The following is a 14,253-nucleotide window of genomic DNA, read 5'->3' on the forward strand; positions in this document are numbered from 1 at the left end:
CAGACATGAAAATGAGTGCAATGGCCGATTCGTATAAAGAGCAGATGAACAATCACGATTATCAGGATATGACGTTCGAAGAACGCTTTAATCTACTTGTAGATCATGAGTATTCTCGTCGTCAGACAAGCAAACTACAGCGATTGATTAATCAAGCCCAGTTCAATGAACCGTCCGCAGCAATTGAAGATATTGAATATCATCCTGACCGGCATTTGGATAAACACCTTATTCTCGAATTGGCCGCAGGCAACTATATTCAAAAACATTTAAATATCATATTAATGGGAGCATCTGGAAACGGTAAGACTTGGTTATCAAATGCCTTCGGCGTTCAAGCCTGTAGACAACAGTATAAAGTGAAATATGTTCGCCTACCAGAATTATTAGATGAGTTCATTTCAGCAAGAAATGAAGCAGACGGTAGCTTTCGCCGGTTGATAAAGAAGTATAAAAAAGTTGACTTACTCATCATTGATGAATGGCTACTAACCACCTTACCCGAGGAACATACCCTAACATTATTTGAGATTATCGAATCTCGGTTGAAGACATCTTCAACCATCTTCTGTTCACAGACAGCACCTGAAGGATGGTATGAGAAACTTGGGGAAGCGCTAGTAGCTGACGCAATTCTTGACCGTATCGTACATGATTCTTACACTGTTTTGATTGATGGTGAAGTTTCTATGCGTGAAAGACATGGACTGAAGGGTGTAAGATAATAGAGCAAGTCAGTAACCATAATTGAAAAACTCTAGATAAATGGAATCCGGCCACTGACAATTACATGTCAGTGGCCTTTTCTTCTCCGCATTAAGTGGATTTATTTCCCGCACTGACTGGCTCTAAACTCCGCATACGCGGCTCAATCTGTCCGCAATATTCAGTAAATTTAAATACCGCTAAATCAAGGTTAAACTACCTTGGCTTGACGGTATTTTTTTGTACTAGTTGTGTCTCGACTTCTCCCTCACGCCTGTTAATTCAAAATTAAACATATTTATTAAAGTAACAATGCGCTAAGAACTCTATAAACATTAATAATTTGTATTTGCCACCTCGTTCTGCTCCATGGTCGCCAAGGTGGATGACGTGATCGAAAACAGTTGAAAGCTTCATTTCTGGATTATGAGTTAACAGCACAGTAGTAGCTTTTGACCTGGTTATTTTCAAAGTTAAATCTTTTTGCATAACATAGGATCCTTCAAGTGATATGAAAATAGCTAAGTCATTTTCTTTAAGGTTATCAGCAGCAATTAATTGATTATTAAGTTGAGGATAGTATTCAACAAACTTTCCAGCAGTCAATAACATATGCTGTAGGATTTCAGCCATATTTCCTGGTATCAATGTTGCATAAAGATGAACATTTGAAGCATCATGAATTAATTCAGATAAATTCTCAAATTCTTTTAAATCCAGTTTTTCTGCATAAGCTGCTAAGTCAGTCACTGAATTTTGAAATTCTGAAAGGATATTTTTTTGTAAAGGACTTACTTGTTTATTAGTAATTGCATCTAAATCAATTTTCATTTCGTCAAGTTCGATATAGGTTAACTGATAATCTTTTTTTAAATCATTAAATCCGGCATATCCTAAGTTTTGAGAAAATCGAGTGACGCTTGCTTTCGATATATGACACTCACTGGCAATATCATTTATTGAAAGATTTTCTTTATATAAATGTTTTAATAAATAACGTGCAATGACGATATCAATTTCTGTATATGTTGGAGATTGATTGATGATGTTTTGAAGCGTTAATACTAACCCGGCGCTCATATAACCACTACTTTCTCGTGAAATAATGCAATATTATTTCTACCCTTTTTCTTATTATACCAATTAGTTTTATAAATCCATAATGGTCATAATTTCAATTCTTAAAACTAGTTTCAAAAGATGAAACCGTTCTCTTAACGAGAGCCCATCTGGCTTAGTGTTGTTGCTATACTTGGACTATCAAATAGGAAAGGGATGAGAGCAAATGACATTTAGGGAAAATTTTTATTGGGGAAATTCAGTTTCAAGTATGCAAACAGAAGGAGCTTGGAATGCAGAGGGAAAAGGTAAATCAGTATACGATATTAAAGAAGCGACTGAATTTTCTTCTGACTGGAAAGTTGCAACTGACTCTTATCATAGATATGAAGAAGACTTTGACTATATGCAAGACCTTGGAATGAATATGTATCGTTTCCAAATTTCGTGGAGCAGAGTAAATCCTACTGGAGATGGAGCGTTTAATGAAGCTGGGATTGAATTTTACGATCGATTCATTGACTCCTTGATTTCTAGAGGGATTGAACCAATGATTTGTTTATATCATTTTGATATGCCTTTGCATTTAGCAGAAAAGTACAATGGGTTTTTATCGAAAGAAGTTGTTAGCGCTTTTAGTCGATATGGAATTGAAATGATTAAGAGATTCGGCCATAAAGTGAAGCATTGGATTACGTTTAACGAACAAAATGCATTCTGTTTAATACCTGAAGTTTTTGAATCTTCTGGATATATGACAGGGGGAAAAAGTATAAACGAAGCCTATCAGATCCAACACAATATTATGATGGCACACACCTATGTGGCGAATTATATACATGAGAATACCGACTGCCAAATAAGTGGGATGCTTGCTTATCAGGAAATATATCCGGCAACTTGTCATCCAAAAGATGTGTTTAGAGCAAGAGAATTTGATGAGCAGATTAACAATAATTTATTAGAAGCATTTGTACATGGTCGCTATTTGGATTCATTTTGGTCACTGCTTAAAGAACATAATATTGAATTGAAAATCGAAGAAGAAGAATTAAATGAGCTCAGTAAATTAACAAGTGACTATTTAACGTTTAGTTATTATGCAACTAACGTTATTGATCATAAGAAAATTCCAAAAGGAACATTCCCTGCTGAATATTTAGAATTTGGAAAAGTTGATAATCCATATATAGATTCCACTGAATGGAATTGGCAAATTGATCCACTAGGTTTTAGAAATATATTAAATAAATTATATGCTAGATATCATTTACCAGTTTTCCCGATTGAAAACGGAATTGGAGTTATTGAAGAATGGGATGGAAAAAACTCAATAGAAGATGATTATCGTATTGAATATCATAGAGATCATATACAAGAAATGAAAAATGCAGTAGAAAAAGATGGTGTAGATGTAATAGGATATCTTGGATGGGGTCTTATTGATATTCTTAGTTCAAAAGGAGATATGCGTAAAAGATATGGTGTTGTGTATGTAAATAGGGAAAATCATGATTTAAAAGACTTAGCACGTGTTCCGAAAAAAAGTTATCAATGGTTAAAAAGAGTCATTCGTACAAATGGAGAAAATTTGTCTAGCATGGTAAGCAGAGAGGAATGATCATATGTCAGATAAAAATGAAAGAATGATGAATAAGTTTGTTGAAATTGCAACTAAAATAGGAAATCAAGTTCATTTAAGATCTTTGCGGGATGCTTTTGCAACGATCATTCCGTTGTTTGTTTTAGCTGGATTAGCAGTTCTGATTAATTCTGTTGTTTTTCCATGGATCTTTTCTGATCAAATGCTGGAAACAGCAGAACAGTTTGGAACAAGTATTATTCGAGGAACGTTGAATAGTGCTGGTTTGCTGTTATGTCCTGCTATAGCTTATTTTCTATCAAAAAACAAAGGGTTTAGTAATCCTATTTCAGCAGCAATTATTGCCATAGCAACATATATCACAATGATGCCACTACAACTGATGACCACTACTACCACAGGTGAAGAAGTTCTAGTAGATAATGTACTAAGTTTTGCTAATTTAGGAACTGGAACAATGTTTGCCGGTATTGTTATTGGTTTAGTAGCTACTGAATTATTGATTGCGCTTAATAAATTTGATATTTTAAAAATTAATCTAGGAGAAAAAGTTCCACCAGCAGTTTCGAGATCTTTTAATGTTATGATTCCAGCTATCATAACGGTATCATTATTCTCTGGATTATCTTTGCTATTGATGATTACATTGGGAACTGATTTAATTTCTTTAATTGTAACGGTTATACAAGAACCTTTAAGAGCAGTTGGAACAAGTCTAGTGGGTTATTTGTTCCTTTATAGCTTAGGAAACTTATTCTTTGGATTAGGCATTCATCAATCTGTCATTAATGGACCATTTACAGAACCGTTCATGACACAAAATATTAATGAAAATTCAGTAGCTTTTGCCGAGGGTGCAGATATACCGCATATTTTAACAATCAGCTTTCAAACTGCATTTGCTCAAATGGGCGGAACAGGCGCAACTATTTCCTTAATTATTGCCATCCTCATATTTTCAAAAGTAAAAGCTTATAGACAAATTGCAAATTTATCAGCAGCACCAGGTATTTTCGAAATCAATGAACCTTTAATATTTGGTATGCCGATTGTATTCAATTTACCAATGATTATTCCATTTGTTTTGCTTCCAATTATTCAAACCATTATAGCTTATCTGGCTACTGCGGCTGGTTTGGTAAGTAAAACAGTTGTGTATATACCTTGGGTGACTCCGCCTGTTATAAGCGGATGGCTGGCAACGGGAGGAGATTGGAGAGCATCGGTACTCCAAATTATTCTAATAGCACTGGGAGTCATAATTTATCTTCCATTCTTGAAAATCAGCGAGCGAGTATTAATGAGACAGGCAGAACTGGAACAAGATCTGTAATTGAATTATGATTTAAGAAGAAAAACACGGAGTTTATTTATAAAATATCTACAAATGAACTGGAAAAAAATAGCCAACTCGTGTCTGTTGTTTTTGTTGAATCGTTATGTCAATAAAAAAAGAATGTCGCTTTATAAAGTTTTAAATGAATTGTAAGTAAATAGAAAATAATCAAATGATAGAGGCTGGGACAAAACCAGCCAGAAAAGAAAATACCGCCCAAGCGCAAGGTAACTGAGCCTTGACTGGGCGGTATTTAAAATTATTTGTACACAAAATTTTGGGTATTAAATATTTATATGCTAACTTTATCTTTATGGATATGTGGATCACTCTATTGTCAATACATTACTTAGATTCAACCTTCTTCAATAATTTCGTTAAAGGATAAACACCCATACTTTGAAGGACGAATGAGATTAGAATAGCTGAAAATGCAATAGAGATGACCAAATTTTGATTACCTACTGAACTGTTTACCGTCCATAGTAGTAAGACGATCGACATGGATCCTTTAATGCCTGCCCATGATAAGAGCAAGAAATTTAAAAGAATGTTTCGAAATAATGTTTTTCTCCAATTTGGAAAAATGGACATAAGGGAAAAGACAATAATTGTTCTTGCAAGCACAGATAATAAAAATACCATGAAAGCTAGGGGCCATTGATTAAATTTTAAATAGGGTATGGCCTGTATACCAATGAGTAGAAAAAGAATGGAAGTTAGAATGGGGTTAAGGATATTCCAGAATATATTTAAATGGTTTCTAGTTTCTATTTTATCTCAGTTTCTTTTTTTACAAATGCAAAAGAAAGTACGATCCCCGAAATAACGGTTGCTAGCACCCCAGAAAAGCCAAAGTATTCAGCAAGCAGGAAGCTTCCATATGCTGTTAACACACTTAACATTACCAGATAATCTGGGTGAGAAGTGAAACGTAGAAGTTTTCTGAGAATCCAACCTGTGATTAAACCTACGCCAACACCTCCCGCTGAAACAATCATGAATTCCTGTAGAAAATGAAGAATTGAAAAACCACCACCGGTTTCGACCATCGATAAGACAATCGTAAACATGACAATGCTCGTTCCGTCATTTAACATTGATTCCCCTTCTACAATATTTGCAATCTCATCCACACCATTGCTTTGCTTTAGAATATTTACAACAGAAACTGGATCTGTAGGAACCAATATAGCTGCTAGTAACAATGAGATGTTCCATGCCAAAGGATGAATTAATGCAGAAGTATAGTAGATCCCTATGCCTAAAAGAAACACAGTACCTAGCATACCAACAGTAGCCAGTGTCATAATGACAGGAGCATTACTTTTAAAAGCTTTTGCAGAAAACTGATATGCTGAGACAAACAGTAATCCTGGAATGAAAACTTCATATAAAACATCGCTTGCCACAGAAAAATCTGAAAATATAGGGATAAACGACAGTCCTATACCAATAAGTGCTAGAACAACAAGTACAGGAAAATACTTCTGCTTAATATCAAGCATACGAACTACAATACTCACTAGCAGAAGAATCATCAGCTGATGCAATATTGTCACATTAATACCCCTTTCTCTCTAAATATGAATTCTCTATTAAAATAGTATAACAAAGAAAAGGATAGGAGTTAAAAATGTAGCTTATTGCAATTATTTAATTTCTACTTTCAGACTAGACACTTCTAAGAAAAGTTACTACGATCCCATTATAAAACCATTTCGATAACTATTCAGAGAAAGTATATTCATAATTAAATAACCAAGAAAACTTTAAACGAATAATAATAAATATGAATTATTCTCAGAAAAAAAGAAATTTGTATATTGATTATACCGCTATTTAATCAGAGACCCAGACTATTATCAGAGGTGAACGCGATATGTGTAGAAACTTATAACTTTGTTGACTCATTTGTACATGATTTCAGTTTGGGGACATGGTGTAGTGAATGGTGAGGATAAATATTCATTTACAAATATAGTAAGCGATTACAATGAATGACCTTTACGAAACGGAACTTGTTTATATATATTGTGGAATCGCTTTATTATATAGTTAAGATACAAAATAAAAGGAGGAATTAAAAGTGAAAAGAGCTTTAATTATTTGTGCAGGCGGAATGTCCTCGTCACTTATTGCAAAGAAAACAACGGATTATCTTCAAGGAAAAGGAAAAGATATAGAGCTTGATGCTACGAGTCAATCACAGGGAGCCAAAATGATTGAGAAAGATGAATTTGATTTATATTTAGTTAGTCCTCAGACAAAAATGTATTTTAGCAGTTTAGAGAAAGCAGCTAATAAGAAAGGAAAACCAATTGTTAATATTCCACCCCAAGCATATGTTCCAATTCCAATGGGGATTGAAAAAATGGCTAAATTAGTTGAAAATAATATCTAAAAAGGATCCGATGAATGTGTTAAATCATAAAGAGATTTTGATTTTAGAATATTTTTACAACAATCAGAATAAATATCTTACAAGCAAGAAAGTTGCAAAAAATCTCGGAGTTACAGAGAAAACTGCTCGTAAATATATTAATCAGCTTATACAGGCTATTGATGACGATCTAGCTTGTATTACCTCAACTCCTGGCCATGGATTTAAGATAGTTATTCGAGATGAAGAAAAATTTAGAATCTATTTCCAGAGTAACAAAAAAGAACAACTTGAAAAAAGTAACATAAGGCATATTGAAGACTCAAAAGATCGTCAATATTTTATTTTAAGAAAGATATTTTTTGATAATAAAGAAATATTCTTCGATAACGTCATGCTTGATTTAGCAGTATCACAGTCCACTCTGTTGAATGATATCCAGTCTATAAATAAAAAGTTAAAGCAGTATGATTTATCTTTAAGAACCAGCAAAATAAATGGATTGTCGGTCGAGGGGAATGAACGGGACAAAAGGCATTTTATAATGAATTATTTCTTTGTTGAAAGACTACAAAATAATTTAAAGAGTCTCGGTGAAATATCAAAATTGCTAACTGTTATTAGTCCAGAAGAAATATTACTTATTGTACTAGATGAATGCAGGAATGTGGGATTAAAATTGAACGATACTGTAATGTTAAACATCGTTACACATATATCTCTAGCTTTGAAAAGAGTGGAAGAAGGATATCAAATCAAATTTAATCAGTATTTTAATAAGGAGGACTATACACAGGAAGTTTTTACAGCTGAAAAAATTGTAAATCGTTTGAGGAAAAGTTCGGATATCCATTTGCCTGATGAAGAAATATATAACATAGCACTTCATTTGAAAAATAAAAGCTCCAAAAGTTCTTTTACGATTGTAGATGAGGAAACAAAATGTCTAAGAGAAGCAATAACTAAAGTACTTGAAGAAATAGAATGGGATTCTGGAGTTCTGCTTTCTAAAGACCCTATTTTGTTAAACGGTTTAATTGATCATTTTTCGCCATTTATTGACAGAATGAGAAATAATAATAAACTTTCGAATCCATTGCTTAAAGAAATTCTCTTCAATTATAGGTATGAGTTTGAATTAACTAAAAAATATTTTTCTAAAATGGAACAGTTAAAAAATTTTGGCGTTACAAATGATGAGTGGGCATATATCTCATTGCATATAATTGCTGCTCTAGAAAGAAAGATCAAAAGTGAAAAGAAGAATACATTAGTGATATGTGCTACTGGGTTAGGTAGTTCACAAATGCTAAAAGTTCGTCTAGAGAATGAATTAGGGTCAAAATTAAATATAGTAAAGGTAATCAGTTATTACGAAATTACAGATGAAGTATTGCAAGATATTGATTTAATTGTTTCTTCTATTGATCTCTCCAATGTTGTCTTTAATATTCCAGTAGTGAATGTCAGTGTCTTGCTAAATGAAGAAGATATTAAATTAATTAACCAATTTTTAGGTACTAGAGTAGCTTCGATTCAAAAGCCAAAAACAGACTATAAAATAAAAGAAAATCAAGTAACTCAATTGATTAATAAATATTTCCATCCTGATTTGTTTCTTCTTTCAAATACAATTGTAACTAAAAATGAAGCTTTAAATCTTCTGGCTGATAAAAGCATCCAATTAGATACTAGTATTATTAAACATTTTCTGATGAACCAATTAAAGTTAAGAGAAAATTTCAGTAGTGTTGTGTTTTCAAAGCATATTGCTGTACCACATCCTATTGAAGGAGTTGGAAATATTCCAAGAGTTGGCATACTGATTACACCTAGAGGAATTGCTTGGGATGAGGCTAGTAAGGATATTAAATTAACTATACTGATGATTCCAGATAGATTTGGAAATAATCAAATAGATGAAGTAAGCAAAGCTCTTCTGCCAATCATTGAAAAAGATGAGTATCTTGATGAAATTGTAAAAGTAAACAATTATGAAGAATTCATAAATAAATTAACAAAATTATTAACGCGATGAAGGGGATAGGAAAATGGAGTCGGCTGAAATCCAAGAAATTGCATTTAAAATTATATTAGATAGTGGAAACGCACGAACACTTGTCCATGAAGGGTTTAAAGCGATGCGTGAAAATAAATTACAAGAAGCAGAAGAGAAGCTGGAAGAAGCAAATGATAGTTTAATAAAAGCTCATAATGTACAGACTAAATTGTTGCATGATTATGCTAATGGCACAGAAATTATTATGGACGTAATAATGGTTCATGCACAAGATCATCTAATGACTACAATGACTATAAGAGAGGTAGCAATAGAAATGCTTGTGATGTATCAGAAAATGGAGAAGGAGGAATAAAATGGATTTGAGGAGAAAAACTGCTTTGAAGAACATGCGGTATAATCGCTTCATATTTCTGAGGTATTCTTTAGCATTATTTTTCTTTACAAACTTAAATTGGTTGATACTTATGCTACCAAGCATAAATATTGCCATATTAGTACCTCTATCAATGATTATTAGTGCAATTTTTCCCATACAAGAGTTCTTGAAAGCATACAATAGTAATAAACATCAAATAATGCTTAAAAATACGAAAATATTCTTTTCTTTACAATTGCTTATAAATTTTTTGTTAATGGGATCCACAATAAATTCTCGTGTATTTAGTACTGTATATCCCTTTTTAAATTTCAATTCATATGGTATTACGGGCATATTAGGCGTTTTAATATTAGGATCAATAGTTAGTGCATTTTGTTTAAGAAAAATAAATGCTTTAAGATTTAATAAAGATAGTGGATATAAAACGTATGTCAATTTCAAAAATTCATTGAAGGTGAGTGAAACACATGGAAAATGAAAATAATAAATTTTTTGATTTGATGGAAAAGTATTTAATGGGCCCATTAGGAAAGATAGCTCAACTAAAAGTTGTAAGAGGTATAATGGGTGCTGGTATGGCTACTATTCCATTTACTATAGTAGGATCAATGTTCTTAGTATTTAATGTACTTCCTTTAACATTTCCATTTTTAGAAAATTTCTTTAACGATACATTTTTTAGGTTTAGTGATTTATATATGCTAGCTAATGCAACGACAATGGGATTACTTGCATTATATTTCAATGTAAGCCTTGGCTATGAATATGCTCAAATCATTTCCGAAGAAGATGAGTTAGAAATAAGCGGCTTAAACGGTGCATTACTGTCAATGTTTGCTTTCTTTATGACTATTCCAGAGTTACTATTCGACAACGGTGTAGTGAATCGTGTGACTGAGTTGACAGAAGAAGTAAATGTAGTAGGTGGCTGGCGGATAGGTGCTGATGGTGTTGAAAGATTAGGAACCACAGGAATATTTGTTGGGATTGTAATGGCAATTATTGCTGTCAATTTATATAAATTGTGTGTAGTTAAAAAATTGATTATTAAGCTTCCTGCTGAAGTGCCGGCTGGTGTTTCTAGAGCATTTACAGCGCTGATTCCAGCATTTTTAGTGGCTTTTGTTGTACTTATTATGAATGGTATTTTAGTAGTTTTCAATACTGATATTTTCCGTATGATTCAAGTTCCGTTTGGATTTGTAACTGAGTTGACAAACACATGGATTGGAGTCATGGTTATTTATTTCTTGGTCCATGCTTTATGGCTAGTCGGTATACATGGTGCAAACATTATATTTGCATTGATTACGCCTATTACACTAGCAAACTTAGCAGCTAATGCAGCAGGAGCAAATATTCCATTAGCAGGAGAATTTAATAACGCTTTTGTAACAGTGGGAGGATCTGGAGCAACTTTGCTTATGACTTTCTTTATAGCATTTTTAGCTAAATCAAAACAGTTACAAGCAATTGGCAAAGCTGCAATGGTACCTGCTTTATTTAACATTAATGAACCATTGATATTTGGTCTTCCGATAATTTATAATCCATTCTTAGCTATACCATTCTTTCTAGCTCCAATGGTAAGTGCTTCAATTGCGTATTTTGCTATTTCTTTTGAGATTATTAATCCAATAATAGCATTAATGCCTTGGCCTTCTCCAGTTGGTATAGGGGCTTTCATTGGTACTGGCGGGGACTGGTTAGCTGCGATTGTTGCTTTAGTTGCAGCAGCATCAGCTTTCTTAATTTATTATCCATTTATTAAAATTTATGATAAAAAATTAGTTAGACAAGAACAAGGTGAAGCATTGCAAGAGCAAGTTTAAATTCTGCAATTCTTGTTTGAGTAAATCTATACTGTAATAAAATACGTTCCTTTAAATCCCTTCAGTAAAGCGGTGATTTAGGAACGTATTTTTTATACAAAATACGTTCCTAAATATTGTTGCTGAATAAATAACATAAATCTTATTTTAAATTTTTATATGGGAGTTATTACATATCGATTCAAGAGAATACTCAAAGCAAAGTAAGTTTTAAAAATCTTATGGATTGTTTCATGATGTTTAGGAACACATTAATAGACTACTAATGGGATCTATTGTCTAAACTCCAACAGCTTCAACAACAGATCTTCAGGTCCAAGTAATAAACTTACAATACACAGTATATGCATACGATTAAAACAACAAATTTATTAAAGGAGGCACATACAAAAATCCATCTTGAAGCATCGAAATAGATAGTTGGAGCTCTATAAAACTATTAAAACATCAAGACACTAGAAAGCATAAAAATTCGGTGATTCAAATCAATATCCATATGGAAATCGGGAGAGATCGTAGTAGCACAACACGGAACCTATCGGTAAATGAATATTCTCTTGAGACATATAATCTTAAATAAGTTGATAACATGGTGCAACGACTACAGATTAGCCTAGAACCAAAACTAATACAAGAATTAATTTAGAATAATGTAAAACATAGTGATCCAAAGCTGATATTGACAACTATTTTCAACAAATTTCTGGAAAATTTTAAAAACGAGAAATTTTCTCAAAAAATTGTTTTTAAGTTTTTAGAAGAGTATAATTATGATAGATTAATCGGGAGGTGTTTGCGTGTTACACCAATTTACGTTTAAAAATTTCAAATCGTTTAAAGAAGAAGTTACTTTAGATTTGACGGCAACTGCTATAAAAGAACATATGGAAGATATTTTTACAGATATTTTTGATGAGAAGGTTTTAACTGTTGCAGCAATATATGGAGCAAATGCTTCAGGAAAAAGTAATGTCTTGGAAGCATTCCAATATATGAGAATGGTTGTTTTGCATTCTTTTGGAAAAAACGAATTACTGTCAGAACATGCATTTAATAATGTTTCACATTGGTTTGATAGAGAACAGCCGACTGAATTTGAAGTGATTTTTTCTCATAGAGGCTCAATTTATCAGTACGGATTTTGTATCTTACAGTCTAAAGTTATTGAAGAATATTTATATAAAAGAGATGAATCAGTAAAAAAAGAAAAGTTTGAATTGCAGTTTGAGCGATTTCCAGAAAAAATTTCGTTCATTTCTGAATCTTTATCTGAGCTTTCTTCACCGTTTACAGAATTATTTGATGAACAGACGCTTGTACTTTCTATATTATCTAGTTTAAAAATTGAATTGGCTCGAGATGTTTTTGATTGGTTTAGACAATCTAGTGTAATAGATTATGGTAATCCGTTCTTCGAATTTTATCAAAATCGAACTTTTGGTCAAGCATCGAAAATTAATCGAGGACATTGGTTATTAAAGGCGGTAGAAGATTCTGAATCTAAAAGAAAATTAGAACAATTTATTAAGGCAATTGATGTAGGGATTGAACGTTTTGAAATTGTAGAAACGGAATTGTCTAATGATATAGAGGATGAAGAAACGCAGAATAAACGTGTGGTCACTGTTCATAATGACCCGCAAACAGGTGATGAAATTAGAACAACCATTTCGATTGAATCAAGTGGGACTCAAAAAATGCTGCTGCTGTATAATTATCTTGATGAGGCATTAGAAAATGGATATACGTTATTTATCGATGAATTAGATGCAAAGCTCCATCATTTGATTGTACGGTTTATTCTAATCATGTTTCATGATCCAACAAGAAATAAAAAAGGGGCTCAACTCATCTTTACCACCCATGATGTATATTCGTTGGATAGTGAAAATTTTAGAAGAGATGAAATCTGGTTCGTAGACAAAGCGGATAATAGTGTTTCTGATTTATATTCTTTATATGAATATAAAGATGAATACAAACGTAAAATTCGTAAAGATGCTAGTTATGCGAAAGACTATATTGCAGGTCGCTACGATTCCATTCCAAGAATTTACCGTGATTGGGAGGAATTAGATGGGGAAAAATAGAAGAGAAGGTAAAAAGAAAAGAAGGTAAAAAGAAAAGAAGGCAAAAACGAACACCAAGTGCTGAGTACTTTTTAATCGCATCAGAAGGTAAAGAAACTGAAAAGAATTATTTTACTTATCTTAAAAATAAAATTGTAGAAGAAAAACCTTGTCCAATGACAAAATTGACCTTCCGCTTTTTCAAATCGAAGGGGTTGGGATGATTGGTGAAAGATTAATTGATGAAGCAGAAAAATATTTTAGAAGAACGCCAAGACAGTATAAATACAAATGGCTCGTGTTTGATAAAGATGACCTTTCTTCAAATGATTTTCATCGATTGATAGAAATGGCTGAATCTAGAGGTTTTAGAGTGGCGTGGTCTAATGAATGCTTTGAATTATGGCTGGTTTTGCATTTTGAATTTTTAAATTCTGGTATAACTCGTGATCAATATATTACTAAATTAGATAAGCATCTACAAGACAGAGGATTAGCAACAGGTTATAAAAAAAGCGACCATGCAGTTTTTGATTTCACTTTTGAATTAACAGAAGTTACTTTAAAAAATGCTGAAAACTTAAATAAGCAACATGGTACAGAAGGAAACCATACCCCAAGTAGTTAGAATCCATGTACACGTGTCAATTTACTTGTTGAAGAATTATTTCAGTTAGGTTCATAAATACGTAGTTAGGCAATTAGGACAATTATGTTTTGATTGCCTAACTATTGATAACTGAAGTAAACGTATTCATTATATTTTACACCTTGGCAATCCACTATATCATACAGCAGATAGCTGCCATAATTTTGTTTATCCTCTCAATAAACTATGATAAACTTAACGAAACACCTGTTTAA

Annotated in this window: 12 protein-coding genes; 10 read left to right on the plus strand and 2 right to left on the minus strand. The window is 32.6% G+C overall.

Features of this window, described 5'->3' with window-relative positions; genetic code table 11:
- On the plus strand, positions 1-725 hold a 725-nt coding region (gene istB / locus BM212_RS03845), incomplete at its 5' end, for an IS21-like element helper ATPase IstB (protein ID WP_143744898.1).
- A 268-nt stretch (positions 726-993) separates the two neighbouring features.
- On the opposite strand, the gene BM212_RS03850 is transcribed toward istB, so the two are convergent.
- Positions 994-1,785, minus strand: coding sequence for a MurR/RpiR family transcriptional regulator (locus tag BM212_RS03850; RefSeq protein WP_091896413.1), 792 nt, complete (start codon positions 1,783-1,785; stop codon positions 994-996).
- A gap of 205 nt (positions 1,786-1,990) precedes the next feature.
- Between BM212_RS03850 and BM212_RS03855 the strand changes: the two genes are divergently transcribed.
- The gene (locus BM212_RS03855; RefSeq protein ID WP_091896417.1) at positions 1,991-3,385 is read left to right on the plus strand and encodes a glycoside hydrolase family 1 protein; all 1,395 of its coding nucleotides are present in this window, start codon (positions 1,991-1,993) and stop codon (positions 3,383-3,385) included.
- Between the two features lie 4 nt (positions 3,386-3,389).
- On the plus strand, positions 3,390-4,700 hold the full coding sequence (locus BM212_RS03860; RefSeq protein WP_091896420.1) for a PTS sugar transporter subunit IIC: 1,311 nt from the start codon (positions 3,390-3,392) through the stop codon (positions 4,698-4,700).
- Positions 4,701-5,473: 773 nt separating this feature from the next.
- Here the strand turns inward: BM212_RS03860 and BM212_RS03865 are convergent.
- Positions 5,474-6,265, minus strand: a complete 792-nt coding sequence (locus tag BM212_RS03865) for a cation:proton antiporter (protein WP_091896423.1) — start codon at positions 6,263-6,265, stop codon at positions 5,474-5,476.
- A 527-nt stretch (positions 6,266-6,792) separates the two neighbouring features.
- On the opposite strand from BM212_RS03865, the gene BM212_RS03870 reads away from it, so the two are divergent.
- The 7 genes from BM212_RS03870 (at position 6,793) to BM212_RS03900 (ending at position 14,017) form a co-directional block, all read left to right on the plus strand.
- The gene (locus tag BM212_RS03870) at positions 6,793-7,107 is read left to right on the plus strand and encodes a PTS cellobiose transporter subunit IIB (protein ID WP_072695175.1); all 315 of its coding nucleotides are present in this window, start codon (positions 6,793-6,795) and stop codon (positions 7,105-7,107) included.
- A gap of 16 nt (positions 7,108-7,123) precedes the next feature.
- Positions 7,124-9,124, plus strand: a complete 2,001-nt coding sequence (locus BM212_RS03875; RefSeq protein ID WP_177206300.1) for a BglG family transcription antiterminator — start codon at positions 7,124-7,126, stop codon at positions 9,122-9,124.
- Between the two features lie 13 nt (positions 9,125-9,137).
- Positions 9,138-9,461 (plus strand): PTS cellobiose transporter subunit IIA, encoded by a 324-nt coding sequence (locus BM212_RS03880; protein ID WP_072695173.1) that lies wholly within the window; start codon positions 9,138-9,140, stop codon positions 9,459-9,461.
- 1 nt (position 9,462) lies between these two features.
- Positions 9,463-9,966 (plus strand): hypothetical protein, encoded by a 504-nt coding sequence (locus BM212_RS03885; protein ID WP_072695172.1) that lies wholly within the window; start codon positions 9,463-9,465, stop codon positions 9,964-9,966.
- Positions 9,956-11,320, plus strand: coding sequence for a PTS cellobiose transporter subunit IIC (gene celB / locus BM212_RS03890; RefSeq protein WP_072695171.1), 1,365 nt, complete (start codon positions 9,956-9,958; stop codon positions 11,318-11,320). The genes BM212_RS03885 and celB overlap by 11 nt, the downstream gene beginning before the upstream one ends.
- A gap of 797 nt (positions 11,321-12,117) precedes the next feature.
- Positions 12,118-13,410 (plus strand): AAA family ATPase, encoded by a 1,293-nt coding sequence (locus BM212_RS03895; RefSeq protein ID WP_091896430.1) that lies wholly within the window; start codon positions 12,118-12,120, stop codon positions 13,408-13,410.
- A 148-nt stretch (positions 13,411-13,558) separates the two neighbouring features.
- Complete coding sequence (locus BM212_RS03900) at positions 13,559-14,017, plus strand: RloB family protein (RefSeq protein WP_091896433.1); 459 nt, start codon at positions 13,559-13,561, stop codon at positions 14,015-14,017.
- Positions 14,018-14,253: the final 236 nt, after the last annotated feature.

Source organism: Marinilactibacillus piezotolerans (assembly GCF_900114235.1).
In the GTDB taxonomy this organism is placed as follows: domain Bacteria; phylum Bacillota; class Bacilli; order Lactobacillales; family Carnobacteriaceae_A; genus Marinilactibacillus; species Marinilactibacillus piezotolerans.

Coding starts and splice junctions, on each gene's coding strand:
- BM212_RS03850 (WP_091896413.1), bottom strand. CDS start 1,785: ATGAGCGCCGGGTTAGTATTAACGCTTCAAAACATCATCAATCAATCT.
- BM212_RS03855 (WP_091896417.1), top strand. CDS start 1,991: ATGACATTTAGGGAAAATTTTTATTGGGGAAATTCAGTTTCAAGTATG.
- BM212_RS03860 (WP_091896420.1), top strand. CDS start 3,390: ATGTCAGATAAAAATGAAAGAATGATGAATAAGTTTGTTGAAATTGCA.
- BM212_RS03880 (WP_072695173.1), top strand. CDS start 9,138: ATGGAGTCGGCTGAAATCCAAGAAATTGCATTTAAAATTATATTAGAT.
- BM212_RS03885 (WP_072695172.1), top strand. CDS start 9,463: ATGGATTTGAGGAGAAAAACTGCTTTGAAGAACATGCGGTATAATCGC.
- celB (WP_072695171.1), top strand. CDS start 9,956: ATGGAAAATGAAAATAATAAATTTTTTGATTTGATGGAAAAGTATTTA.